This window comes from Microbispora siamensis, from assembly GCF_016863095.1.
GTDB lineage: Bacteria > Actinomycetota > Actinomycetes > Streptosporangiales > Streptosporangiaceae > Microbispora > Microbispora siamensis.
Genome location: NZ_BOOF01000043.1, coordinates 32,624 through 57,229, shown reverse-complemented (window position 1 = coordinate 57,229; position 24,606 = coordinate 32,624). Strand labels below are relative to the sequence as shown.

The window sequence follows — 24,606 nt, the reverse complement described above, 5'->3', positions numbered from 1 at the left end:
GCCCTATATCCAGCCGGCCTCGGTGGCGATGCGTACGGCGTCGGTCCGGTTGCGGGCGTTGAGCTTGGTGACGATCCCGGTGAGGTAGTTGCGCACGGTGCCCGCGGCCAGGTGGAGCCGCGCGGCGATGTCCGCGGCGTCCGCGCCGGAGGCGGCCAGGCGGAGCACGTCCGCCTCACGCGGGGTGAGCGGGTTGTCCGCCAGGTCCCACGCGGTGACCGCGAGCGAGGGGTCGAGCACGCGCTCGCCTGCCGCGACCTTGCGGATGGCGGCCACCAGTTCGTCCGGCGGCGCCGTCTTGAGCACGAATCCGGCGACACCCGAGCCGAGGGCGCGGCGCAGGTGTCCCGGCTTGCCGTACGCGGTCAGCATGAGGGCGCGGCAGGCGGGCAGGCGGGTGCGGAGCTCGGCCGCGGCGGCCAGGCCGTCCAGCCTGCCGGGCATGTCGATGTCGAGGACGGCGACGTCGGGGCGGTGCACCAGGGCGGCGGACAGGGCGGCCTCCCCTGACTCCACGGTCGCGACGACTTCCAGGTCCTCCTCCAGCCCGAGCAGGGCGGCGAGGGCGCTCCTGATGACGTGCTGGTCCTCGGCAAGGAGTACGCGAATCACGTGCATATGTCTACCAGTGTCCGGATCATGAGGATGTCATGGCCAGGAGGTGAGGCCGTCTCTGGGCCGCGTGATCGCTGATCGACAGGCTTGAGCACATGACAGAGGTGCTTCGCCTTGACGCGGTGAGCAAGGTTTATGGAAAGGGACAGGGCGCGGTGGCCGCCCTGCGTGAGGTCTCGGTGAACATCCCCGGCGGGAGCTTCACCGCCGTGATGGGACCCTCGGGTTCGGGCAAGAGCACGTTCCTGCACTGCGCGGCGGGGCTGGACACGCCCTCCTCCGGCTCGGTGCGGCTGGGCGGCACGGAGTTGTCCGGCATGGACGAGACCCGGTTGACGGAACTGCGCAGGCAGCGGATCGGCTTCGTGTTCCAGGCGTTCAATCTGGTCTCGTCTCTGACCGTGCTGGAGAACATCACGCTGCCGATGCGGCTGGCCGGAGCGCGGGTGGACCGGGCGTGGCTTGAGGAGATCGTCGGGCGGGTGGGGCTGTCGGGCCGCACCGGGCACCGCCCCGCCCAGCTGTCCGGCGGGCAGCAGCAGCGGGTGGCCATCGCCAGGGCGCTGGTGACCCGGCCGCAGGTGGTCTTCGGCGACGAGCCGACCGGCGCGCTCGACACGATGACCGCCCGTGACGTGCTCCGGCTGCTGCGTGAGGTGGTGGACGGCCTCGGCCAGACGGTGGTGATGGTCACCCACGACCCGGTGGCGGCCTCCTACGCCGACACCGTCCTGTTCCTCGCCGACGGCCGGATCGTGGACGCGATGGCCACGCCGAGCTCCGAGAAGGTCGCCGAGCGCATGACCAGGATGGGGGCGTACGCGGCATGATCACCGGACTCGCACTGAAGACCCTGCGGCACCGCAGGGCGGCGTTCGCGGGGGCGTTCGTGGCGCTGGTGTGCGCCGCCGCGCTGGTCTGCGCGTGCCTGATGCTGCTGGAGACCGGCCTGCGGGGCGGGGTCGCGCCGGAGCGCTACGCGGGGGCGCCGCTGATCGTCGCCGGCGACCAGAACGTCCACGAGACCGTGACCAAGTCCTCCGGGAAGGTCAAGACGAAGGCCAAGCCGCTGTCCGAGCGGGTCTGGATCCCCGAGGCGACCGCCGCCGGACTGCGCGGCCTGCCCGGCGTCTCGAAGGTGATCACCGAGGTGACGTTCCCCGTGAACGGACACGCTCTCGGGCACGGGTGGGAGTCGGCGGGGCTCACGCCGTTCACCATCGCCCAGGGACGCCCGCCGCGTGAGAACGGCGAGGTGGTCGTGGACGCCCGCGCCGGCCTGTCCGTGGGCTCGGCCCTGCGCGTGCGGGGAGAGGCGTACCGGGTCGTGGGGGTCACCGCGCAGGCTCTGCCGAGCCAGGACACGGTGTTCTTCTCGACGGCCGAGGCCCGCAGGCTCGCCGGGCGTCCCGGGCTGGTGACCGCGATCGGCGTGTTCCCTCACGTGGATGTCTCGCCGGTGCTGAATGATCACCTCGTCGCCTACACCGGGGACGAGCGCGGCACGGTGGAGTTCCTCGGCGCGGAGCGGGCGCGGGTGCGGCTGATCAGCCTGGGCGGCGCCCTGGGCGGCACGTCCCTGCTGGTGGCGATCCTCGTCGTGACCGGCACCTCCGCTCTCGCGGTCCAGCAGCGACGGCGCGAGATCGCCCTCCTGCGGGCCGTCGCCGCGACCCCCGGGCAGGTGCGCAAACTCCTGGGCGGCGAGGCGCTGCTGGTCGGCCTGGCGGCCGGCGTCATCGGATCGGCGGCCGGCATCGGCCTCGGGTTCTGGCTGCGCGGCCGGTTCGTCGACCTGGGCGCCATGCCGGAGAACCTGCGCCTGGTGGTCAGTCCGTTCCCGGCGGCGGCCGCCCTGCTGGCCGCCGTGGCCGCGGCCTGGGCCGCGACCCGGCTCTCGGTCCGCCGCACCGCGCGGATCCGCCCGGTCGAGGCGCTGGGCGAGGCCGCCATGGGCGGGGGCCTGCCCCTCGGGCGGTCGATCGCGGGCGTCCTCTGCGTCGCCGGCGGGATCGTGCTGACGCTGGTGCTGTCGGGACTCGAGACCGAGGCGGCGTCGAGCCCCGTGACGATGCTGACCGCGCTCGTCTGGACGGTGGCCGTCACCCTGCTCGGCCCGGTGCTCGCCCGCGCCGCGACCGCCCCCCTCGGCATCGCGCTGCGCGCGTCCCGCGCCGGATACCTGGCGGCGCGCAACCTGCGGACGGGCCCGGGACGGACGGCCTCCGTGATGGCGCCGCTCACTCTCCTGGTGGCCATGACCTGCACCATCCTGTTCACCCAGACCACGATGGGGCACGCCTCGGCCGCGCAGGCCGCCGCCGGCACCCACGCCGACTACGTGGTGAGCGGCGCGACGGCGGACGCGGTGCGCCGCGTGCCGGGCGTGCGAGCCGTGACCTCGGTGGTGCGCACCTCCGTGCGGATCGGGCTGGACAAGTACGGCGCGCAGGGCGTCGACGGCGGCGAGCGGCCGATCGGGCAGGCCCTGGACCTCGGGGTCGTGTCCGGCTCGCTCGACGGATTCGGCGCCCGGTCGGTCGCGCTGAGCGAGTCGGCGGCCTCCAGGCTCGGCCTGTCGGTCGGCGACGCAGTGAGGATCACCCTGGGCGACGGGACCCCGGCGGAGCCGAAGGTCGTGGCGATCTACTCGCGCGGCCTCGGATTCGGCGACCTGACCCTGCCGTACGCGCTGGTGGCCGACCATGTCGACGATCCCTCGGGCACCCTGCTGGTCGAGGCCCCCTCGGTCTCCCGTGCGGCCCTGGCCGCCGTGGCACCGGTGGTGTCGCCGACCGGAGGGGCCGCGGCGGAGACCCCGAACGCCGAGGTCAACTACGTGGCCATGGGCCTGATCATCGCGTTCAGCGCGATCGCCGTGGTCAACACGCTGGCCATGTCCACCACGGACCGGTCGCGGGAGCTGGCCCTGCTCCGCCTGGTCGGCGCGACGCGGCGGCAGGTGCTGCGCATGCTCCGCCTGGAGACCCTGACCGCGCTGGTCGTCTCCGTGCTCGCCGGGACCGGCATCGCGCTGATCACGTTGTCGGCCTTCAGCAGGGGGATGACCGGGTCGGCCCTGCCGTACGTCCCCCCGGCCGGCTACGCCCTGGTGATCGCCGCCGTGGCCGCGCTCGCCCTGGTCGCCACGAGCCTCCCCGCGCGTCTCGCGCTGCGCGCCCGTCCGGCCGAGACCATCGGCGCCCGCCAGTAGCCGGGCCGCCGCCAACCCCCTTACGACGCGAAAGCTGGAATCGTGAACCGCATCGCCTCCATCGGCGCAGCCGCCCTGATCTCCCTGTCCGCCACCCCGGTCCCGGCTCACGCCGCCCCGGCCTGGACCTCCTGCGGCACCGCCGCCGGGCTCGACCCCCGCCAGGAGTGCACGACGCTCCAGGTCCCCCTCACGTACGGCAAGCCGGGCGGCGGCACGATCTCCCTGGCCGTCTCCCGGATCCGTACGGCACGGCCGGGACTGCGCAGAGGCGTGCTGCTGCTCATCCCCGGAGGACCGGGCAGCCCGGGCCTGAGCAGGCCGAGCACGATGGTGAAGCGCCTGCCGAGCGCCGTGCTCGACCGTTACGACCTGATCGGCTTCGACCCGCGGGGCGTCGGCCAGAGCTCGCCCGTCTCCTGCGGGCTCGCCCACGAGGACCTGGCGCCCTCCCGGCTCAAGCCCTACCCCTCGGCCGGCGGTGACATCGGCGAGAACGTCGCGTACGCCCGCAGGTTCAGCGAGGCCTGCGCCCGCAACGGCGGCCCCGTGCTGCGCACCATCAGCACGCGCAACGAGGCCAGGGACATCGATGCCATCCGCCGGGCCCTCGGGGAGGAGCGCCTGTCCTACTGGGGCGTCTCCTACGGCACGTACGCCGGGGCCGTCTACGCCACGATGTTCCCCGGCCGCACCGACAGGGTCATCCTGGACAGCAACGACGATCCCGACCCGCACAAGGTCGCCCGCGCCTGGCTGGCCAACTACTCGGTGGGCGTCGAGGACCGGTTCCCCGACTTCGCCGCCTGGGCGGCCGAGCGTGACGGCGAGTACGGCCTGGGAGCGGACGGCGCGGCGGTCCGCCGCACCTTCCTGGACCTCGCCGAGCGCCTGGACCACACCCCGATCCCTTGGCCCGGGGCCAATCCGCCGCGGCTCGACGGCGCGGCCCTGCGCGAGACCATGCTGAACGCGCTGTACTCCGACACCGGGTTCCCCGGCCTGGCCGGGCTCATGCGGGCGGCGCTGGGCTCGGGTCCCCTTCCCGACCCCTCCGCCGCGCCTGACGCGGCGCTGCAGAACGGCGCGGCCTCGGTGGCCGCGACCATCTGCAACGACGTCGAGTGGCCGAGCTCGGTCGATCTGCACCGGCGGCTGGTGGCCCGCGACCGGGCGGCCCACCCGCTCACCGGAGGGATGCCGGTCAACATCGGTCCCTGCGCCTACTGGCCCTACCGGCCGGCGGAGGCGCCGGTGCGGGTCACGCCGCAGGGGCCGTCCAACGTGCTGCTCGTGCAGAACCTGCGCGACCCGGCGACGCCGTACAGCGGGGCCCTGCGCATGCGCGAGGCCCTCGGGAGCCGGGCGCGCATGGTCGCCGTCGACTCGGGCGGGCACGGGTCCTACCTGGTCAACGGCAACGCCTGTGGTGACGGCGTCGTCACCACGTTCCTGGTCACCGGTGAGCGGCCGGCCCGGGACACGATCTGCCGGTAGGCGGCTCAGAGCCCGAGGGCGACGGCCAGGTCCTTCTTCAGGTCCTCCAGGTTCTGCGCGGCCCGGGCGCGAGCGGGCGCGACGTCGTCGCCCTCGACCGGCACGACGACCTCCAGGTAGCACTTGAGCTTGGGCTCGGTGCCGCTGGGCCGTACGACGACCCGGGCGTCGCCGGACAGGCGGTAGCGCAGGCCCTCGGTCGGCGGCAGCCCCGCCACCCCCTGGGACAGGTCCTCGGCCGACTCCACCGCCCGGCCCGCCAGTTGCACCGGCGGGTGCGTACGCAGGCGCTCGATGGCCTTCGCGATCAGCGACAGGTCCTCGACCCGGACGGAGAGCTGGGTGGTCGCGTGGAGGCCGTAGCGGCGGGCCTGGTCGTCCAGCAGGTCGAGCAGCGACCTGCCGTCCCGCTTGGCCGCGGCGGCCATCCCGGCCACGGTGAGGGCGGCCCCCACGCCGTCCTTGTCGTGGACCGGCAGGCCGGCGTCCGACCCCACGCTGTAGCCCAGAGCCTCCTCGTAGCCGAAGACCAGCCCCGGGCCCGTCTTCATGATCCACTTGAAGCCGGTGAGGGTCTCGGCGTGCCGCACGCCGTGGTCGGCGGCGATCTTGGCGAGCAGCGACGACGACACGATCGAGGTGGCGACCAGCCGGTCGGCGCCCGAGGTGTGCCGCAGCACGTGCTCGGCCAGCAGGCCGCCCACCTCGTCGCCGGTCAGCATGCGGTAGCCGCCGCCCGGCAGCGGGGCGCCCACCGCGCACCGGTCCGCGTCCGGGTCGTTGGCGATCACCAGGTCGGCGCGGGTCGCGGCGGCGAGTTCGAGCGCGAGGTCCATGGCGCCCGGTTCCTCCGGGTTGGGGAACGCCACGGTGGGGAAGTCCGGGTCGGGCATCGCCTGCCGGCTCACCATGACCGGCACCTCGAAGCCCGCCACGCGGAACGCCTCGGACACGGTCGCGCCGCCGACGCCGTGCAGCGGCGTGTACGCGACCGCGATCTCGCGGGCGTCGCCGATCGGGAGCGCGGCCAGGGCCCGCAGATACGGCACGAGGATGTCGTCGTGGCCGAGGGTCTGCCAGTCCTCGCCGAGCGGCAGCGCGTCCACCCGCCCGACCGCGTCGATGGCGGCCGAGATCTCCTGGTCGATCGGCGGCACGATCTGCGCGCCGTCGCCCCAGTAGACCTTGTAGCCGTTGTCCTGGGGCGGGTTGTGCGAGGCGGTGACCATGACGCCCGCGTCCGCGCCCAGGTGGCGCACGGCGAACGCCAGGACAGGGGTGGGCCACTTGGCGGCCATGACCGAGGCGCGCAGGCCCGCCCCGGTCAGCACGCGGGCCGTGTCGGCGGCGAACACGTCGGACTTGTGCCGCGCGTCGTAGCCGATCACCACGTGGCGTCCCGGCCCGAGGACGCGGGCCAGCCCGGCGGCCGCCCGCATCACCGTGACCCGGTTCATCCGGTTGGGCCCGGCTCCGAGCGCGCCGCGCAGGCCCGCCGTGCCGAACTCCAGCTTCGCGCCGAAGCGGTCCTCCAGCGCGGCCAGATCACCACGCCCGTGTTCCCCGCTGCGCTCCAGGAGCGCGTCGAGCTCCGCCCGCGTCTCGGGGTCGGGGTCCTGGTCACGCCATTCCCGGGCGAGCCGTACGAAGTCGGTCATGGTGCTCCCTACAGCTTGTCGACGACCTGGGCGAGCAGGACGCCCATGCGGGCGGCCGTGGCCCGGCCGACCTCCAGGACCTCCTCGTGGTTGAGCGGCTCGCCCACCAGGCCCGCCCCGGGGTTGGTGACCAGGGAGATCCCGAGCACCTCGGCCCCGGCCTCCCGGGCGGCGATCGCCTCCAGCACGGTGGACATGCCCACCAGGTCGCCGCCGAGCGTGCGCAGCATGCGGATCTCCGCGGGCGTCTCGTACGTCGGGCCGCGGAAGGCGACGTACACGCCCTCGGCCAGCGTGGGGTCCACCGCGCGCGCGAGGTCGCGCAGGCGCTTGGAATACACCTCGGTGAGGTCGATGAACGTCGCGCCCGTGAGCGGGTTGTCGCCCGTGAGGTTGATGTGGTCGCTGATCAGGACGGGGTCGCCGACCTTCTGGGTCTCCGGGCGCAGCCCGCCCGCCGCGTTGGTCAGCACCACCGTGCGCACCCCGGCCGCGACGGCCGTGCGCACCCCGTGGACCACCGGCTCCACCCCGCGGCCCTCGTACAGGTGCGTACGGCCGAGGAAGATCAGGGCGTTGAGCCCGGCGGAGGTGCGCACCGCGCGCACCGTGCCCGCGTGACCGGCGACCGCGGGAGGGGAGAACCCCGGCAGTTTCGTCACCGCGAGTTCGGCGACCGTCTCGCCGATCGCGTCCGCGGCCGGGACCCAGCCCGAGCCCATGACGAGGGCGACGTCGAAGGAAGGGATGCCGGTGAGGTTCCTCAGCGTGGTCGCGGCCTCGGCCGCCAGGTCATATGGGGTCACTTTGCTGAGGGTACAGAAGAGCATGAACCCGGCCGATAAGTGCCGGGCCCGTGTCAGTCGCCGAGCTTCTTACACGGGCGGGTGCGCAGCCACGCGACGTAGTCGTCGGGCGCGCCCGCCTTCTCCGCGGCGTCGGCCAGGATGCCGATGTATCGCGCCGAGGGCAGCCCGCCCTCGTAGGAGTTCAGCACGTACGACCAGGCGAGCACATCCCCCTCCAGCGTCGCGACGCGGAGCCGGAGCTTGCGGTAGAGGCCGAGGTCGGTGGCCATCCAGCGGTCGAGGGACGCCTCGTCCCACTCCGGCACGTCGTACAGGACGACGAATACCTGCTCGTCGGCGTCCTCGACTATCGTGGCGAGAGCGCCCTCCCAGCTGACGTCCTCGCCGCCGAAGGTGAGCCGCCAGCCCGGGAGCCAGCCCGTTCCTCGCATGGGCGAGTGGGGCGCCCACTCCGCCATCTGCTTGGGGTCCATGTTGCTGCCGTAGGCCGCGTAAACAGGCACGGCACACAAGCCTAAACCAAGATCCCGAAAGTTGGACGGGTAGCGCGCGCACGGAGGTGTGGCGAAAGAAATCCGCGTAGTTGGCCCGTTACGCGCACCTCGCCGGGAATACGAAGCCAGGATGCGGGACAATGGAGCATGTGACAAGGATCGTGATCATCGGTGGTGGCCCCGGCGGATACGAGGCGGCCCTGGTCGCCGCGCAACTGGGCGCCCAAGTCACCGTCGTGGAGGAGGAAGGGCCCGGCGGGGCGTGCGTGCTCACCGACTGCGTGCCGTCCAAGACCCTGATCGCCTCCTCCGTCCGCAAGCAGGCGCTTCTCGACGCGTCGTCTCTCGGGGTCCGCTTCGACGGCGGCCCTGACCACGACGCCGGCGGCGTCGCCGTGGACATGATCGACGTGAACAAGCGCGTCAAGGAACTCGCGCTGGCGCAGTCGAACGACATCGCCGCCCGGCTGGCCGCCGAGGGCGTCGAGGTCATCCGCGCCCGGGGCCGCCTGGTCGACCCCCAGGTGGTGCGCGCGGGGGACCGTACGATCCGGGCCGACGTGGTCATCGTGGCGACCGGCGCCCACCCTCGCGTGCTGCCCGGTGCGGAGCCCGACGGCGAGCGCATCCTCAGCTGGCGGGAGCTGTACGACCTGGAGGAGCTGCCCGAGCACCTGATCGTGGTCGGCTCCGGCGTCACCGGCGCCGAGTTCGCCGGCGCCTACCGGTCGCTCGGGTCGGAGGTCACGCTGGTCTCCTCGCGCGACCGGATGATGCCCAACGAGGACGCCGACGCGGCCGAGGTGCTCGAGGAGGTCTACCGGCGCCGCGGCATGAACGTCATGGGCCGCTCGCGTGCCGCCTCGGTCAAGCGCACCGAGCACGGCGTCGTCGTGACCCTGGAGGACGGCCGCACCGCCGAGGGCAGCCACTGCCTCATGACGGTCGGCATGGTGCCCAACACCTCGGGGCTCGGGCTTGAGGACAACGGCGTGCGGCTCGACCGCAACGGCTTCATCGAGGTCGACAAGGTGTCGAGGACCTCCGCGCCGGGCGTGTACGCCGCGGGAGACTGCACCGGCGTCCTGATGCTCGCCTCGGTCGCCGCCATGCAGGGCAGGATCGCCGTCTGGCACGCGCTCGGCGAGGCCGTGCAGCCGATCCGGCTGGCCACCGTCGCCGCCAACATCTTCACCGACCCGGAGATCGCCGCCGTGGGCGTGTCGCAGCGGCAGATCGAGGCGGGCGAGATCGAGGCCAACGTCGTCAAGCTGCCTCTCGCGACCAACGCCCGGGCCAAGATGCAGGGCTTCAACGACGGTTTCGTGAAGCTGTTCTGCCGTCCGAACACCGGCATCGTGCTCGGCGGCGTCGTGGTCGCCCCGCGCGCGTCGGAGCTGATCCTGGCCGTGTCGGTGGCCGTGCAGCACCGCCTGACCGTGGACCAGCTCGCCCACACCTTCGCCGTCTACCCGTCGCTGTCGGGCTCGATCACCGAGGCCGCCCGCCGCCTCATGTCCCCGCTGACCGCCGGCATCTGACGGCCGGACCTCAGTCAGCCGCGGCGACCGGTACGCGGACGGCGGCGCGTGGGCGCAGCGCGCGCGCCGGCCGGATCATCGCCGCGACCATGCACGTCACCAGGGCGAACGCGAACGGGAAGGCGAACGTGCCGGCCAGCCAGCCGATGACGGAAGGCGCCACCAGCCCCGACATCCAGGTGATCGTCGCGACCCCCGCGACGCCCTCGGCCGGCGTACGGGCGGCCTGGCCCGCCGCCGCGAACACCAGCGGCACGACGACGGCGACACCGGCGCCGAACAACGCGAACCCGGCGATCACGGGCGCGGGAGTCCGGAACGCGACCACCATCACGCCGCCGAGCACGGCCGTGACGGCCCCCGCGCGCACCGTCGCGACCGGCCCGAGCCTGCGCACCACGAAGTCTCCGGCGAGCCGCACCGTGACCATGCACGCGGTGAACACGGTGAAGCCCGCCGCGGCGAGGCCCGCGCCCGCCCCGGTCACGTCCTTGAGGTAGATCGCCGCCCACTGGCCGCTGGCCCGCTCCGCGAAGGTGGCGAAGAAGCCGATCAGGCCGATCAGCAGGACGGCCCTCGGCGGCACCGTGAAGCGGGACGGCGGCTTCTCGTCCGGCGCGGGCACGTCGTCCAGGAGCGCACGGCTTCCCACGGCGCCCACGGCGATCAGCGCCGCCGCCATGAGGGTGAGATGCGCACGCGCGTCCAGGCCCGCCTGCGCCGCCGCGGCCCCGAGACCCGCGCCGCACAGGTTGCCGACGCTCCACATGCCGTGCAGGCCGGACATGACCGAGCGGCCCAGGCGCCGTTCCACGAGCACGCCCTGGGCGTTCATCGCCAGGTCGCACATCCCGGCCGCGGCGCCGTACAGGAGGAACGCGGGCACCAGCCACAGCGGGCCGGGCGAGAGCACGGGCAGGGCCAGCGCCGCGCACCACAGGGCCAGCAGGGTGCGGGTCGTCGCCTTGGTTCCGAAGCGGTAGGCCAGCCGCGCCGTCATCGGCATCGCGAGGAACGAGCCGATCGGCGGGCAGAGCAGGACGAGCCCGAGCGCGGCCGTGCCGAGGCCGAAGTGGTCCTGGAACCAGGGCATCCGGGTGGCGAGGGTGCCGGCCACCGCGCCGTGCACGGCGAAGACGACGGCGGTGGCCCGTTGATGTCTGTCTCGCATGGGGCTAAATTAACAGGTAGGGTTCCTGATAAAAAGTGGGTTTTCATGAAGACCGCGACACCCCAGCTCGCACGGGCCATCAACGACCGGCTCGCGCTCGACCTGCTCCTGGAGCGGGGCCCGCTGACCGCGCCCCAGTTGCGCGCGCTCACCGGCCTGTCCCGCCCGACCGTGTCGGACCTGATCGAACGCCTCCAGGTGAACGGCCTGATCGGGATCACAGGGGAGAGCGGAGGCGACCGGCGCGGCCCCAACGCCAGGCTCTACGGCATCGTCGCCGACCGGGCGTTCGTGGGCGGGGTGGACGTGCGGCGTGACGTGGTCAACGTGACGGTCGCCGACATCGTCGGGGGCATCGTGGGCGAGGCGACGCGGCCCATCGGGGAGAACCTTCCCGCGCTGGTCGCGGAGGCGCTCACCGAGGCGGCCGGCTCACGTCCCCTGCACGCCGTCGTGATCGGCGCGCCCGGGATGGTCGACCCGCAGACCGGAGACCTCGCGGCCGGGAACGCCGAGCCCGCCTGGCGCCCCGGACTGCTCCCGGCCCTGCGCACCCTGGTCGACGCGCCGGTCGTCATGGAGAACGAGGTCAACCTGGCCGCCGTCGCCGAGCAGGCCACCGGGGCGGCCGCCGGGCGGGACGATTTCGTCCTGCTCTGGCTGGACGACGGCGTCGGCGCGGCCGTCGTGCTGGACGGCAGACTCCGGCGGGGCGCCTCCGGCGGCGCCGGCGAGATCGGCTTCCTCGGCCGGCTCGACATCAAGGTGTGCGACCTGCTGGGCGCGCAGGCCGTACGCGGGCTGGACCTCCCGGCCCTCGCGGACAGGGTCGCGACGGCCGCCTTCACGCTCGTCGCCGTGCTCGACCCCGGCCTCGTCGTCCTCGGCGGCGCCACCAGCCTGGCGGGCGGCGACCCGCTGGCGGCCCTGGTCGCCGAGCGCCTGGCGGAGGTCTCGCCCGTCCCCGTGCACGTACGCGTGAGCGGCATCCCGGACAACCCCGTCCTGAGGGGCGCGGTCTCCACCGCGCTCTCGATCGCCCGCGACGCCGTCTTCGGGCAGGGCCGCCGGTGAACTCGCCGAGGTCAGTGGTGGCCGCCCGTGGCGGACAGCCGTGACCTGACCTCGTGCAGGGCCTGCCGTCCCCGTGCGACCGCCGCGGCGGCCGCCCGCAGGTCGTACGGCGTCTGGGCGACGTTCAGCGCCTGCTTGGCCGCCTCGTACGCGTCGAGTGCCGCGCGCCACTCGAACGCCGGGCCGCTGACCTGGTTGATCTTCATCTCGAAGTCGAGAGCGTCGATCTCCTCGCCGAAGCGGGTCACGTCCTCCTCGGCCGCGTGCCTGGCCACCGCCATCTCGGCCACGAACCGCTCCTTGCGCCGGTGCGCGACGCCCCAGAGGATCAGCGTCAGGCTCAGGCCGAGCCCGGACACGATGACGAGGATGAGCGCGGGCGACGGGCCCTTCGGGCGGCCCGGCAGGTCCTGCCCCCACGTGGTCGTCCTGTCTCCGGCCGGCTCGTCCCCGGCGGTGGTGCCGGGCGCGACGGCGTCGTCGGGGAGGTTGACCGGCGTGCCCCGGGCCCCGGTGAGGTCCACGTCGTCGGCCTGGATGAAGGAGGCCTTGTCGACGTTCGCCCCGTGGAAGTCCGCGCCGTCGAGTTCGGCCTGGGTGAACTCCGCCTCGGACAGATCGGCGTCCTTCAGCACGGCGTGCTCCAGGTGGGCCTGGCCGAGTTTGGCCTCGCCGAGCTTGGCCCGGGTGAAGTCGGCCTTACGGCCCTTGATCTGCCCGAGCGTGGCGTCCTTCAGGTCGGCGTCCACCAGTTGGGCGTCGGTGAGGTCGGCCTGGCTGAGCACGGCCCGGGTGAGGACCGCGCCGGTCAGGTCGGAATGCGGGAACTCGGCCTGCACGGCCTCCGCGTCGACGAGGACCGCCCCGCGCAGGTTCGCCCGCTTGGCCCGCATCTGGCCCATGTCGGCCTCGGTGAGGTCGGCGCCGCGCAGGTCGGCGTAGTCGAGATGCGCCTGGCCGAGGTCGGCCTCCTTCAGCGAGGCCTTGCGCAGGACGGCGCCGGTGAGGTCCTTGCCCGTGAGGTCCACCCTGTCGAGCTTCGCGCCGGTGAGGTCGGCGCACCGCAGGTCTGGAGGCAGGGTGGCGCTGGTGAGGTCCTTGCCGCGCAGCTTGACGCCGCTGCCCGGTTTGCAGGGCGCGGCGGCCGCGTGAGCGGCGGTCGCAGGAAGCGACAGGAACGCGAGCGACAGGAGCAGGGCGGTGACGGACAGGGGGGCGAAGCGACGCACGGGGAGCCTCCTGAGGGGAACGTCCCGAGTTTCCCATGCGATCTTTAACCGCACTTGCAATCCGCTGACGGCCCCCGGCGTCGGCACTTCCTTGGGTGTCCAACGAGGCCGTGGTCGCGGCCCCGGGACATGACGAAGGGGCGGACCCGGCCGGGTCCGCCCCTCGTCGATGCCGTGCAGGAAGCGTTCGGGCGTTACCAGTCGCCTCCGCCGAAGTCCCCTCCGCCGAAGTCGCCGCCGCCCCAGTCGCCGCCACCGCCGCCGAAGTCTCCTCCGCCGCCGAAGTCGCCGCCGCCACCCCAGTCGCCGCCGCCGGCCTCCACGCCCGCGGCGTAGCCGGAGTCGTATCCGGCGCCGTATCCGCCGTGGCCCCAGCCGCCGAACGCGTTGCCGAGCATGGTGCCGACGAGCATGCCGGTCAGCAGGTCGCCGCCGCCGAAGCCGCCGTAGTAGCCGTACGCGTAGGGCTGGTAGGCGGGACCGGCGTCCCAGTAGGGCCTGCGGTGGCCGTCGACCATGACCTCGCGCATCTGCGGGTCGAAGCCGCGCTCCACCGCCTCGGCGTCCGCCGCGCAGGCCGGGACGTCGCGCACCGCGCCGCCGGGGGGCGCCCAGCGGACGTTGCGGACCGACGGGCCGTGCTGCGGGTTGAAGAAGCACGGGGGCAGCCGCTCGGGCAGCGGCTGGTTGTTCACGCGCGCCTTGACGCAGGCCAGCGCGTAGCGGCCGTCCTCCAGCGTGGAGGTCACCGTGCGCAGGTCCTCCGGGCGCTTGATCGCGGCGAGTTCGGTCTTGGCCCGCTCGTAGGAGTCGAGGGCGCGCTGCCAGTCGCCCGTCGTCTCGGCCTGCGGGAGCATCTTGACGTCCACGTCGAGCGCGGTGATCTCCTCACCGAACTTCGTGACGTCCTCCTCGACTGTCTGCTTGACGGCGGCGAGCTCGGCGGCCTCGCGCTCCTCGCGCTTGCGCTTGTTACGGCGTCCGATGATCCACAAACCGGCACCTCCCACAACCGCGATGCCCAGAATGCCGACGAGCACACCCGAACCGCCACCGCCGGTCTTGCTGCCCGGGGTCATCGGGTCCTTACGGTCGCCGCTCGCGAACTGGTCGATCCGGTGGACGAAGTCCTCCATCACGGCGACCGGGTCGCCCTTGTTGTTGGCGGCGGCCAGATTCGCGATCTGGCCGGCGGCGCCCCGGGAGTTCCTGCCCAGCGCGCTGGACCCGGCGAACAGGTTCGTGCCGTCGATCACGGCCACGGTCGCCGACGTCCTGCCCGCCTGGGCGAGCGCGTTGCCGAGCTGGGTGATGTACGCGCCCGCCTGCTGGGACGAGGTGATCGTGCCGTCCGGCAGGGCGACCGCGTAGATCTTCGTGTCCGCGTTCTTGAGCGCGTCGCGTATGCCCGACTGCTGGTCGGACGACAGCGGGGCGCCGCTCTGCACGAACAGCGGGTTGCCGCTCTTCCAGGACGACAGGACCGTGGTGGGGTCCGGGGGAGCCGCCGCCATTGCGGACGGCGCGAGCGCGAGCAGGGTGATGAGCCCGGCGAGCAGCGCCGCCAGGGCGGCCCCCACCCGGCCGAGCGGTGTCTTCATGGTCACGGCTTCAAGCCTCCTTCGCCCTACTGGACGAACGGCAGGGCGCGATGGTTCCTCCACAAAAACCTATCGTTCCGCACCCGGAACCCGGCATGCGTCCTCCTGCCGGTGAATGACCGTGGCGCCGGTCGCCGAACCGTCCGTGGCGATCTCGCATCGAACCCCTCAACGATCGACAAAGTGAGGTGGCAGTTGCGCGTTTACTTGGGCATCGCGGCCAAACGGGCCGGTGCGCCGTTGCCTCCCGTGGGGTTGGCCGCGGCCCTGGCCGCGATCGGCCGCGCCTTCCCCGTGCCCGCCGAGACCGTCACCGCGGAGGAGTGGCGGTCCGGCGCGGGTGACGTGGCGCTGCTGGCATGGTCGAACGAGCCCGAGGACGGCGTCCTGCCTCTCCTGGTCAGGGGTGACGGGGTCAGGGGCGACCGGCGGGTGGCCGGCGTCACCGGTCACCTCGCCGACCCCGCCGACGCCGCACGCCTGCTGGCGGCCGCTCGCCTGGGGGAGACCGCCTGCCGTACGGGCGGCTGTTTCTCGGTGTTCCGCGCGGGGGAGGGCGAGCTGACGGCCGCAACCGGGATGACGGGGGCCTGCCCGGTGTTCCACGCCGAGACTCCGGACGTCCACGTCGTCGGCAACCGGGCGCTGCTCGTTCACCTGGTCGCCCGCGCCGTGATGACGGGCACGGCCCGTCCGGCCGTCGCCTGGAACCTCCCGGCGCTGCAGTCCATGGTCAGGATGGGCTACTTCCTGTCCGACGAGACCCCGTTCGACGGGGTGCGCGCGCTGCCGCCGACCACCGAGATCGGCATCGTGCGGGGGCTGGCCGCGACCGGCGAGACCCCGCCGCCCGAGGCGCGCCCCCGGCCCGGCTCCGCCCGCGGCATGCGGGCCCAGGCCGACGAGCTCGCCGCGGCGTTGCTGGCCTCGGTGCGCCCACTGGCGGCCGTCACCGAGCCCGTACGGCTGTCGCTCACCGGCGGCAGGGACAGCAGGCTCCTGGCCGCGCTGCTCCATCACGCGGGCATCCCGTTCACCACGGCCACCTCCGGGCGCGAGGGAACCGCCGACGTCGTGCTGGCGCGGCGCGTCGCGGCGGCCCTCGGCGTGGAGCACCGGGCGGTCGAGCCGAAGCGGTCGGCGGACGCCGCGCACCTGGTCGTCGCCCACCCCAGAGTCCGCGCGCACAACGTCGTGCGCGTCTGCGAGGGCATGCTGTCGGCGTACGAGAACGTGCCGGAGGCGGCGGGCTTCGATCCGCGACCGCGGATGTCCGGGCACGGCGGGGAGGTGCTGCGGGCGGGGTTCCTCCACAACCAGGAGGACCTCGGCGTCGCCGCCATGCGGCGCAGGATCGAGGGGTTGTTCACCAGGAACGCCGACCTGCTGAGCCGGGAGGCCGCGGACCACGCCCGCGAGCTGGCGGAGCCGTGGCGGCGGCGCGGGCAGGACGACCCGGCGGGGACGCTCGACCGGCTCTATCTCACCTACCGCGTCGGCCGCTGGCACGCCGCCTCCCGGGCCGCGCTGCTGCGCGGCGGGACGCCGGTTCCGCCGTTCCTCGACAACCTGGTCGTACGGACCGCGCTGAGCATCGACCCGATGTGGCGGCGGTCCGAGGAGGTGGTCCACCGGTGCATCGTGGCCTTCGCGCCCGGGCTGAGGGACGTCCCGATCGAGGGCAGGCCGTGGCGGTTCGCTGCCGAACCCGCGGGCCGGACGTTGCTGGACCGCGTACGGCGTCACCTGCGGGACGTCCCCTCGTCGATCGCCGGTGGAGGCGGCCCCAAGGCCTGGAACTGGCGCGTCGACGTTCCGCAGGCCCTGGCCGCCGAGCTCCGGGCCGGCGTCCTCGCGTGGGACGGGACGGCCGTCACGGACGAACTGGCGCGGGTCGTGGACGAGGCGGCGGTGGCCGGCCTGTTCGCCAACCTGCCGGCCACACCCGAAGGGCGGCCGAAGGCGCGGCGACCCCATGTGGCGTGGCACCTCTACACGGTGGCCGCCATGCTGGCCGACGGCTTCTCCGGCTCCGCGCCCCCGGCGGACGCGCCGCTGCGGATCGCCGATCCGGTCGACGACCGCGAGGACCAGGCAGGCGCCCGCGCGCCTTCGGGCACACGGGCGTGACCCGGCCCCCACGGCCGCGCGCAGGCTCAGGCGTCCTTGATCTCGCACAGGACGGCCCCGGCGGTGACCGTCTGGCCGACGGCGGCCGCGAGGCCGGTGATCGTGCCGCCCTTGTGGGCGGTCAGCGGCTGCTCCATCTTCATCGCCTCGAGGACGACGACCGTGTCGCCGGGCTCGACGGTGTCGCCGTCGGCGACGACGACCTTCACGATCGTGCCCTGCATCGGGCTCACGAGGGAGTCGCCGCTCGCCGCGGCCTTCTTCGCCGCGCCCCCGCCGGACCGCCGGGGCGCCGCCTTCCTGGCCGGGCCGGAGCCGCCGGTCGCGCCCGGACCGGACGAGCCCAGACCCGAGGAGCCCAGGCCGGCGGGCAGGACGACCTCCAGGCGCTTGCCGCCGACCTCGACCGTGATCCGCTCGCGCTCGGCGGCCTCGGCCGCCTCCACGGCTCCCTCGTACGGAGGGATCTCGTTGACGAACTCGGTCTCGATCCAGCGGGTGTGCACGGAGAACGGCTCGCCGGTGAAGGCGGGGTCGTCCACCACGGCCCGGTGGAACGGCAGCACGGTCGGCATGCCGCCGATCTCGTACTCCGCCAGGGCCCGGCGCGACCGCTCCAGCGCCTGCTCCCGGGTCGCGCCGGTCACGATCAGCTTGGCCACGAGCGAGTCGAACGCCTGCGGCACGCTCATCCCCGTCTCGTAACCGCCGTCCAGCCGCACGCCGGGGCCGGACGGGACGCGCATCGAGGTGATCGTCCCCGGCGCGGGCAGGAAGTTGCGGCCCGCGTCCTCGGCGTTGATGCGGAACTCGATGGAGTGGCCGCGCAGCACCGGGTCGTCGTAGCCCAGCGGCTCGCCGTCGGCGATGCGGAACATCTCGCGGACCAGGTCGATGCCGGCGACCTCCTCGCTGACCGGGTGCTCGACCTGCAGCCGGGTGTTGACCTCGAGGAAGGAGATCGTGCCGTCCTGGCCGACGAGGAACTCACACGTGCCCGCGCCGACGTACCCGGCCTCGCGCAGGATCGCCTTGGAGGAGGAGTAGAGGAGTTCGAGCTGCTCGTCGGTCAGGAACGGCGCCGGGGCCTCCTCCACCAGCTTCTGGTGGCGGCGCTGCAGGGAGCAGTCGCGGGTGGACACGACCACGACGTTCCCATGGGCGTCGGCCAGGCACTGGGTCTCGACGTGACGCGGCCGGTCGAGGTAGCGCTCGACGAAGCACTCCCCGCGCCCGAAGGCGGTGACGGCCTCGCGCACGGCGGACTCGTACAGGTCGGGGATCTCCTCCAAGGTGCGGGCCACCTTGAGCCCGCGCCCGCCGCCGCCGAACGCCGCCTTGATCGCGATCGGCAGTCCGTGCTGCTGCGCGAAGGCGACGACCTCGTCCACCCCGGAGACGGGGTCGGGGGTTCCGGCCACGAGCGGGGCGCCCACGCGCTGCGCGATGTGCCGCGCCTGGACCTTGTCGCCCAGCGCGGTGATCGCCGAAGGCGGCGGGCCGATCCAGATCAGGCCGGCGTCGAGCACGGCCTGGGCGAAGCCGGCGTTCTCGGCGAGGAAGCCGTAGCCGGGGTGGACGGCGTCCGCGCCCGTCTTCCTCGCGACCGAAAGGATCTTGTCGATGTCGAGGTAGGTCTCGGCCGGGCTCTGCCCGCCGAGCGCGTGCGCCTCGTCGGCCACCCGCACGTGCAGCGCGTCCAGGTCCTGGTCGGCGTAGACCGCGACACTGGACATGCCGGCGTCTCTGCAGGCCCGGGCGATCCGTACGGCGATCTCACCGCGATTGGCGATCAGGACCTTGTGCACCGCGTCCATCCTTCCCTCGGGCCCCTGGGTTACGAGCCTTCGTGGATTTTATGCACGTGTCGACGCCGGACGGCGTCCGCCCCCTTGCTGAGTGGGACTGCTGTCGCGCCTTTTTTCCGCCGCTTCCGAGCCCCATCGCCGGTATGCCGGTTTCGAACCGGCGGCACCGGCCGAGCTCGACCGGTTAGGCTGATCACTCATGCGGGGACCCGGCCTTCTGGCGACCGTGCTGGCTCTGCTTCTCATGGCACCACTCGCGCCGCCCGCACAGGCGCGCGCCGCGCCGGTGCGTTGCGCGCCGCGCAAGGGCAGCATGCAGGTGGCCGAGCCGTGGGCACAGCGCAGGCTCGACCCGAAGCGGGTGTGGCCGCTCACCACGGGCGAGGGGGTCACCGTCGCGATCATCGACAGCGGGGTGGACCTGACGCACCCGCAGCTCCGCGTGGCCAAGGAAGTCGATTACACCGGCACGGGACACCGCGACTGCGTCGGCCACGGCACCGCCGTCGCCGGGATCATCGCCGCCCAGTACGTGAAGGGCGTCCCCTTCGTCGGCGTCGCGCCGGGCGTGCGGCTGATCTCGCTCAAGCAGACGAACGAGGAGAACGGAGACCCGGACACGCTGGCCAGGGCCATCGTGGACGCGGCCGACGCGGGCGCCGACGTGATCAACGTGTCGATCGACGCCCACGACGACCCGAAGCTCAGGCAGGCCGTGGCGTACGCGCTGGGCAAGGACGCGGTGATCGTGGCCGCGGCCGGCAACAGGACCGCGGAGGACGGCACGCCTGAGGCCTCCTATCCCGCCGCCTACCCCGGTGTGCTGGCGGTGGGTTCCGCCACGCCCGACGGCAGGCGCGCCGACTTCTCCAACACGGCGACACCCGTCGGGGTGCTCGGCCCGGGCCAGGCCATCACCTCCACCTGGCCGGGACGGGCGTACATGAGCGGGCTGGAGGGCACCAGCTTCGCCGCGCCGTACGTCGCGGGGGTGGCGGCGCTGGTGCGTGCCCGCCACCCGGAGCTGAGCCAGGAGCGGGTGCGGTGGCGCATCACCGCCACGGCGGACGGCGGCGTGGGGACGGGCACGGGTGCCGGGATGGTCAACCCGCTGCTCGCCGTCACCGCGATCCTGCCGCTGGAAGCCGTCGACGCCCCCGTCATCGCGCCGCCGGCGCCGGCCCCGCTGCCGCAGAACGCGGTGAGCAGGGCGGCTCCGGTGGACCAGGAGGCGATCGACCTGGCGCTCACCATCGCGGCGGCGGCGCTGTGCGCGGTGGGTCTGATCGTGGCCGTGCGGGTGTTCGCGCCGATGGGCAGGCGCAGAAGGTGGCGCCCCGGCCGCGAGGGTTGACATGCCTGCTTTGAGTAATTGACGGTTAAATGTTTTGGCCTGCCGGAAACCGCTGCTTTGTGCTGCGTCCTCTTGGTTGAATGATCCTGATCAGGTCACTTCCAGAAAGGACTGAGATGCACCCTTTACGGCCGGGTGATCCCGAGCAGATAGGCGAGTACGCCATCCTGGGACGGCTGGACGAGGGGCCCCGCGGCGACGTCTATGTCGGCAAGGAGACCGGCGACGACGCCCCTGTGCGGGTGATCAGGCTCTTGGCCGCCGAGCCGGGTTCGGGGCAGGCCGTCCTCGACCGGCTCACTGTGGCCACGCGTGTGTCCAGCTCATATGTGGCCCGCACGATCACGGCGGGCCTGCTCGGTGATCGGCCCTACGTCGTCAGGGAACACGTCGAGGGGCGCAGTCTGGCCGCCGCCGTGGCGGCCGAGGGCCCGCTCTCCGGGGAGGCGCTCGAACGGGTCGCGGTGGGCGTGCTCACCGCGCTGACCGCCGTGCACCTCGCCGACCTCGCGCACGGCGCGCTCACCCCGCACAACGTCATCGTCTCCGACGACGGGGTCAAGCTGACCGACGTCGCCGTCGGACCGCCGGTGGGCGAGCCGGCGTACCGGGCTCCCGAGCAGATCAGGGGCGAGCGGTACGACGCGTACGCGGACATGTTCGCCTGGGCCGCCACGGTGGTCTTCGCCGCGACCGGGCGTCCGCCGTTCCCGCAGGAGCCGCAGGCGGTGCTGAACGCGCAGCCCGACCTCGGCGGCCTGGAGGAGCGGCTGCGCCAGGTCGTGCTGCCCACGCTGGCCAAGGAGCCGGGGCAGCGGCCCACCGCCTACGCCGCCATGCTGCAACTGCTCGGCGGCGGTGCCGCCGGGGCGCAACCGGCGGCGGGCCCCGGCGCGACGGCGGTGCTGCCCGCGCAGCCGCCGCAGCCGCCGGTCGGGGGAGTCCCCGTTCCGCCGGCCCCGCAGCAGACGTGGGGTCCGCCGCCCGTCCCCCAGCAGCCCCAGCAGGTGCCCGCCGTCGCCTGGCAGCCGCCCGCCATGCCGCAGGAGCAGCCCCCGCAGCAGACGTGGGGTCCGCCGACCACCCAGGGCCAGGTCGAGACGGCCAGGCGCAAGCCGTTCCCCGTCGGCCTCGCGGCCGCGGTCGGCGCCGTGGTCCTGCTCTCCGGCGTGGGGCTGTGGGGCGCCGGTCACTACGCGGAGGTCCAGCTGTCGCCGGCCGCCGCGGAGCGCGCCGCGGGCCAGCACGGTTCCGGTGGGCGCGTGATCGCGGACGGCGGAAACGTGGGTGGCGGGACCACGGGAGGCGCGACCGGAGGCGGCGGGCAGGCCCCGACGGCGGCGCCGCAGGTGACGGTGCCGTGGGCGCTGTCGTCCGACGACCCGGACTCGCCCGTGCAGCCGCTGGTGCTGCCGAGCGAGTGGCCGACCGACGCTCCGGTGACGCCGGAGCTCACCTCGGTCCCGACCCCCGGCCCGATCGTGCCGCTGCCGACCCAGCCGGTGGTCCCGCCGCCGGCGCAGCCCACCGGCCGGACGCAGCCGACGGCGCATGTGACGACCACCGCCACGGTCACCGCGACGCCCAGTCCGGTGCCGACGGAGCCGACTCCCGAGCCTCCGCCCTCACCGTCGCCGAGCCCGGCGGCCACGGAGACGCAGGAGACGGTGCCGAGCCCGGAGCCCACCGTGCCCGCCCGGCCGCGCCCGTCCGACACGCCGGTGCCGACCACCCAGGCGCCGGCGCCAAGCACTCCGGCACCGAAGCCGACCACCCAGGCACCCAAGCCGAGCACCCCGGCACCGAAGCCGACGACCGCGGCGCCCAAGCCGAGTACTCCGGCCCCCAGGCCGACGACCCAGGCACCGAAGCCGAGCACCCCGGCGCCCAGGCCGACCACTCAGGCACCGAAGCCGAGTACTCCGGCGCCCAGGCCGACCACCCAGGCGCCCAAGCCGAGCACCCCGGCGCCCAAGCCGACGACCGCGGCGCCGGCCAGGAACCCCTACAGCGCGACCCAGGTCTGCGGGTCGGGCTTCTACGTGCAGCACAGCAGCCCTCTGGCGGCAGGCACCGTCTACCAGCTGTACAACGCGAGCACCGGGGAGAACTGCGTCGTCACCATCAAGACGACCGACGTCGGCAAGGCGACGCCCGTCTCCGCGACCCTGGAGGTCCAGGGCGGCGGCAGCAAGACCGACAGTGGTAGCTACGAGTACTACGCCGGCCCGGTGAAGCTACAGGCCAAGGGCAAGTGCGTCAGGTACTCCGGCCGCGTCGGCTCGGCCGGCACCAGCTCCGACTGGGGCAACTGCGGCTGACCGATCCACACGAAGGCCGGGCGGGCACCCGCCCGGCCTTTCGTCTGCGCGGCCGCGCCGACGGGTGACGCCCGGGGACGTGTCACGCGGAGTCGGCGTCGTCCACCACTCGCCGGCCGTCTCCCCGCGGGTCCCGAGGGGACATCGCATCGCCGGCGGGGCCGGGGAGGGTCCAGCTCGCGAGAAGGTCCAGGGCGCGTTTCGAGGGCGAGTCGGCTTCGGCGGTGTAGACGAAGAGCGTCATATCGGGGTCTCCGGGCAGGGAGAGCGTCTCGTACTCGACGGTCAGTTCACCGACGAGAGGGTGACGCAGCCGCTTGGAGCCGTGGGTGCGCTGGTGGACGCGGTGCTGGTCCCACCAGTGGGCGAACTCGCGGCTGTGTTCGCGCAGGTCGGCGATGAGGGCGGTGGTGGCCTGGTCGTCCGGGTCGCGGCCGGCGTCGAGTCGCAGGCTCTCGACCGCGGCCCGTGCCTGGACCTCCCAGTCGGCGAACAGCGATCGGGCGTCGCCGTCGAGGAACATCCACCGTGCGTAGTTGCGGCGCCGGGGCGGCAGCCGTTCGAAGTCGGTGAACAGCGCTTTCGCCATCCGGTTGGCGGCGAGCACGTCGGTGCGGCGGCCGAGGACGAGGGCGGGCTCGCCGTCGAGGGCGTCGATGAGCTGGTAGAGCCCGGGGCGCACCCGCTGGACGCCGCGGGCTCGCCGCCGTACGGGCGCCGCGGTGATTCCGATGAGGTCGTGCAGATGCGCGCGTCCCGCGTCGTCGAGCCCGAGGGCACGGCCGATGGCCTCGACGACGGCCGGTGACGGGGTGATGCGCCGGCCCTGTTCGAGGCGGGCGTAGTAGTCGGTCGAGACTCCGGCCAGGAGGGCGACCTCCTCGCGGCGCAGGCCCGGGACCCTTCGTACGCGGCCGTCCGGGGGCAGGCCGGCCCGTGACGGGTCGACCTGGCTCCGGGCCCGTCTCAGGAAATCAGCGAGTTCGCGGTTGGTCTCGGCCATGCGACCCAGTCTCCCCCTCGCCGTCCGGTCCTGACTGGCCCTGTGCGTCCTAGGTTCCCCTGTGCTCGGTCGCACGGTGCGCGGTCGTACAGGGCGCGACATGGCTCCCTACGGCCGGTCGTGGCGGTCCAGGCTGGTGCCGTGCCGGTCCCCGGGACTTCCCGGCCGGCGCTACGGCGACATTCGACAAGCAGAGCATTCGACAAGCAGAGGATGACCATGAGCTTCCCGACAGATCGACCGGCCGTCTGGTTCGTGACCGGCACCTCCCGCGGCCTGGGCCTCGAACTGGTCAAGCAGGTTCTGGAGCGCGGTGACCGCGTGGCCGCGACGACGCGGTCGTCCGAGCGGCTGCTCGCCGCGCTCGGCGGCGACGGGATCGACCCGTCGCGCCTTCTTCCGCTCACCGTCGACCTGCGCGACGAGGCGGCGGTCGGGCGGGCCGTCCGGGAGACCACCGAGCGCCTGGGAGGCCTGGACGTCGTCGTGAACAACGCGGGCTACGGCTTCCTGGCCGCGGTGGAGGAGACCGGCGACCGCGAGGTCCGTGACATGCTCGACGTCCAGGTCGTGGGCGTCTGGAACGTGCTGCGCGCCGCCCTGCCCGTCCTCCGCGAGCAACGCGGCGGCCACGTCGTCAACGTGTCCTCGATCCTGGGGCTGACCGCCGTCCCCGGCTGGGCTCTCTACTGCGCCGGGAAGTTCGCCCTGGAGGGGCTGAGCGAGGCCCTCGCCGCCGAGGTGGCGGACTTCGGCATCAGGGTCACCATCGTCGAGCCCGGCTACTTCCGCACCGACTTCCTCACCGAGGACTCGCTCGCCCTGCCCGCCGAGACGACCGTGCACTACCCGGCCATCCGTGCGATGACCCGCGACCACCTCAAGCTCCAGGGCAGCCAGCTCGGCGACCCGGTCAGGGGCGCCGCCGCGATCATCGACCGGGTCCTGGCCGGGGAGGGCCCGCTGCGGCTGCTGCTCGGCTCGGACGCCCACTCCTACGCCACGGCCAAGGTCGGGGCCCTGCGGGCGAACGTCGAGGCCGCCGCGCTCACCGCGCCCGCCACCGACTTCCCGGCCGCCTGAACGA

18 protein-coding genes are annotated in these 24,606 nt (G+C 73.5%); 9 read left to right on the top strand and 9 right to left on the bottom strand.

The window, feature by feature from the left end; translation table 11 throughout:
- Positions 1 to 3 precede the first annotated feature (3 nt).
- Positions 4 to 612 carry a response regulator transcription factor gene (locus tag Msi02_RS32325; protein ID WP_204051687.1) on the bottom strand — a complete coding sequence of 203 codons (609 nt, stop codon included), beginning with the start codon at positions 610 to 612 and terminating at the stop codon, positions 4 to 6.
- A gap of 98 nt (positions 613 to 710) precedes the next feature.
- Here Msi02_RS32325 and Msi02_RS32320 point away from each other — a divergent pair, with 98 nt between their 5' ends.
- The 3 genes from Msi02_RS32320 to Msi02_RS32310 are packed head-to-tail and all read left to right on the top strand — an operon-like array spanning position 711 to position 5,326.
- Entirely contained in the window at positions 711 to 1,445 is a 735-nt protein-coding gene (locus Msi02_RS32320) for an ABC transporter ATP-binding protein (RefSeq protein ID WP_204051686.1), read from the top strand.
- Entirely contained in the window at positions 1,442 to 3,829 is a 2,388-nt protein-coding gene (locus Msi02_RS32315) for an FtsX-like permease family protein (protein ID WP_239108914.1), read from the top strand. Before Msi02_RS32320 ends, Msi02_RS32315 begins: the two co-directional genes overlap by 4 nt.
- A 42-nt stretch (positions 3,830 to 3,871) precedes the next feature.
- On the top strand, positions 3,872 to 5,326 hold the full coding sequence (locus tag Msi02_RS32310) for an alpha/beta hydrolase (protein WP_204051685.1): 1,455 nt from the start codon (positions 3,872 to 3,874) through the stop codon (positions 5,324 to 5,326).
- Positions 5,327 to 5,331: 5 nt separating this feature from the next.
- Here the strand turns inward: Msi02_RS32310 and Msi02_RS32305 are convergent, their stop codons facing one another.
- Genes Msi02_RS32305 through Msi02_RS32295 form a run of 3 tightly spaced genes read right to left on the bottom strand, consistent with a single transcriptional unit; the run spans position 5,332 to position 8,296 of the window.
- Positions 5,332 to 6,984, bottom strand: a complete 1,653-nt coding sequence (locus Msi02_RS32305) for a phospho-sugar mutase (RefSeq protein WP_204051684.1) — start codon at positions 6,982 to 6,984, stop codon at positions 5,332 to 5,334.
- Positions 6,985 to 6,992: 8 nt separating this feature from the next.
- Positions 6,993 to 7,790 (bottom strand): purine-nucleoside phosphorylase, encoded by a 798-nt coding sequence (locus Msi02_RS32300; RefSeq protein WP_373308326.1) that lies wholly within the window; start codon positions 7,788 to 7,790, stop codon positions 6,993 to 6,995.
- A 53-nt stretch (positions 7,791 to 7,843) separates the two neighbouring features.
- On the bottom strand, positions 7,844 to 8,296 hold the full coding sequence (locus tag Msi02_RS32295; RefSeq protein ID WP_079315968.1) for a gamma-glutamylcyclotransferase family protein: 453 nt from the start codon (positions 8,294 to 8,296) through the stop codon (positions 7,844 to 7,846).
- A 140-nt stretch (positions 8,297 to 8,436) separates the two neighbouring features.
- Between Msi02_RS32295 and Msi02_RS32290 the strand changes: the two genes are divergently transcribed.
- A complete protein-coding gene (locus Msi02_RS32290) occupies positions 8,437 to 9,828 on the top strand; it encodes an NAD(P)H-quinone dehydrogenase (RefSeq protein ID WP_079316011.1) in 1,392 nt (463 codons plus the stop codon).
- A 10-nt stretch (positions 9,829 to 9,838) separates the two neighbouring features.
- On the opposite strand, the gene Msi02_RS32285 is transcribed toward Msi02_RS32290, so the two are convergent.
- Positions 9,839 to 10,999 (bottom strand): MFS transporter, encoded by a 1,161-nt coding sequence (locus tag Msi02_RS32285; protein WP_204051682.1) that lies wholly within the window; start codon positions 10,997 to 10,999, stop codon positions 9,839 to 9,841.
- A 45-nt stretch (positions 11,000 to 11,044) separates the two neighbouring features.
- Between Msi02_RS32285 and Msi02_RS32280 the strand changes: the two genes are divergently transcribed.
- Entirely contained in the window at positions 11,045 to 12,073 is a 1,029-nt protein-coding gene (locus Msi02_RS32280) for an ROK family transcriptional regulator (RefSeq protein ID WP_204051681.1), read from the top strand.
- An 11-nt stretch (positions 12,074 to 12,084) separates the two neighbouring features.
- Here Msi02_RS32280 and Msi02_RS32275 read toward each other — a convergent pair whose 3' ends face one another.
- Positions 12,085 to 13,302 (bottom strand): pentapeptide repeat-containing protein, encoded by a 1,218-nt coding sequence (locus tag Msi02_RS32275; RefSeq protein ID WP_204051680.1) that lies wholly within the window; start codon positions 13,300 to 13,302, stop codon positions 12,085 to 12,087.
- A gap of 194 nt (positions 13,303 to 13,496) precedes the next feature.
- Positions 13,497 to 14,903: a hypothetical protein gene (locus tag Msi02_RS32270; protein ID WP_275414196.1), complete on the bottom strand. Its 1,407-nt coding sequence runs from the start codon at positions 14,901 to 14,903 to the stop codon at positions 13,497 to 13,499.
- A gap of 195 nt (positions 14,904 to 15,098) precedes the next feature.
- Here Msi02_RS32270 and Msi02_RS32265 point away from each other — a divergent pair, with 195 nt between their 5' ends.
- The gene (locus Msi02_RS32265) at positions 15,099 to 17,033 is read left to right on the top strand and encodes an asparagine synthase-related protein (protein ID WP_204051679.1); all 1,935 of its coding nucleotides are present in this window, start codon (positions 15,099 to 15,101) and stop codon (positions 17,031 to 17,033) included.
- A gap of 26 nt (positions 17,034 to 17,059) precedes the next feature.
- Here the strand turns inward: Msi02_RS32265 and Msi02_RS32260 are convergent, their stop codons facing one another.
- Positions 17,060 to 18,841: an acetyl/propionyl/methylcrotonyl-CoA carboxylase subunit alpha gene (locus Msi02_RS32260; protein WP_204051678.1), complete on the bottom strand. Its 1,782-nt coding sequence runs from the start codon at positions 18,839 to 18,841 to the stop codon at positions 17,060 to 17,062.
- Between the two features lie 199 nt (positions 18,842 to 19,040).
- Here Msi02_RS32260 and mycP point away from each other — a divergent pair, with 199 nt between their 5' ends.
- Both mycP and Msi02_RS44095 read left to right on the top strand, forming a co-directional pair.
- Entirely contained in the window at positions 19,041 to 20,195 is a 1,155-nt protein-coding gene (gene mycP, locus Msi02_RS32255) for a type VII secretion-associated serine protease mycosin (protein ID WP_204051677.1), read from the top strand.
- 116 nt (positions 20,196 to 20,311) lie between these two features.
- Positions 20,312 to 22,516: a serine/threonine-protein kinase gene (locus tag Msi02_RS44095; RefSeq protein ID WP_204051676.1), complete on the top strand. Its 2,205-nt coding sequence runs from the start codon at positions 20,312 to 20,314 to the stop codon at positions 22,514 to 22,516.
- Positions 22,517 to 22,598: 82 nt separating this feature from the next.
- Here the strand turns inward: Msi02_RS44095 and Msi02_RS32245 are convergent, their stop codons facing one another.
- On the bottom strand, positions 22,599 to 23,519 hold the full coding sequence (locus Msi02_RS32245) for a helix-turn-helix transcriptional regulator (protein ID WP_204051675.1): 921 nt from the start codon (positions 23,517 to 23,519) through the stop codon (positions 22,599 to 22,601).
- A gap of 219 nt (positions 23,520 to 23,738) precedes the next feature.
- On the opposite strand from Msi02_RS32245, the gene Msi02_RS32240 reads away from it, so the two are divergent.
- Complete coding sequence (locus Msi02_RS32240) at positions 23,739 to 24,602, top strand: SDR family NAD(P)-dependent oxidoreductase (protein ID WP_204051674.1); 864 nt, start codon at positions 23,739 to 23,741, stop codon at positions 24,600 to 24,602.
- Positions 24,603 to 24,606: the final 4 nt, after the last annotated feature.

Coding starts and splice junctions, on each gene's coding strand:
- Msi02_RS32240 (WP_204051674.1), top strand. CDS start 23,739: ATGAGCTTCCCGACAGATCGACCGGCCGTCTGGTTCGTGACCGGCACC.
- Msi02_RS32270 (WP_275414196.1), bottom strand. CDS start 14,903: ATGAAGACACCGCTCGGCCGGGTGGGGGCCGCCCTGGCGGCGCTGCTC.
- Msi02_RS32285 (WP_204051682.1), bottom strand. CDS start 10,999: ATGCGAGACAGACATCAACGGGCCACCGCCGTCGTCTTCGCCGTGCAC.
- Msi02_RS44095 (WP_204051676.1), top strand. CDS start 20,312: ATGCACCCTTTACGGCCGGGTGATCCCGAGCAGATAGGCGAGTACGCC.
- Msi02_RS32320 (WP_204051686.1), top strand. CDS start 711: ATGACAGAGGTGCTTCGCCTTGACGCGGTGAGCAAGGTTTATGGAAAG.
- Msi02_RS32280 (WP_204051681.1), top strand. CDS start 11,045: ATGAAGACCGCGACACCCCAGCTCGCACGGGCCATCAACGACCGGCTC.
- Msi02_RS32315 (WP_239108914.1), top strand. CDS start 1,442: ATGATCACCGGACTCGCACTGAAGACCCTGCGGCACCGCAGGGCGGCG.
- Msi02_RS32245 (WP_204051675.1), bottom strand. CDS start 23,519: ATGGCCGAGACCAACCGCGAACTCGCTGATTTCCTGAGACGGGCCCGG.
- Msi02_RS32305 (WP_204051684.1), bottom strand. CDS start 6,984: ATGACCGACTTCGTACGGCTCGCCCGGGAATGGCGTGACCAGGACCCC.
- mycP (WP_204051677.1), top strand. CDS start 19,041: ATGCGGGGACCCGGCCTTCTGGCGACCGTGCTGGCTCTGCTTCTCATG.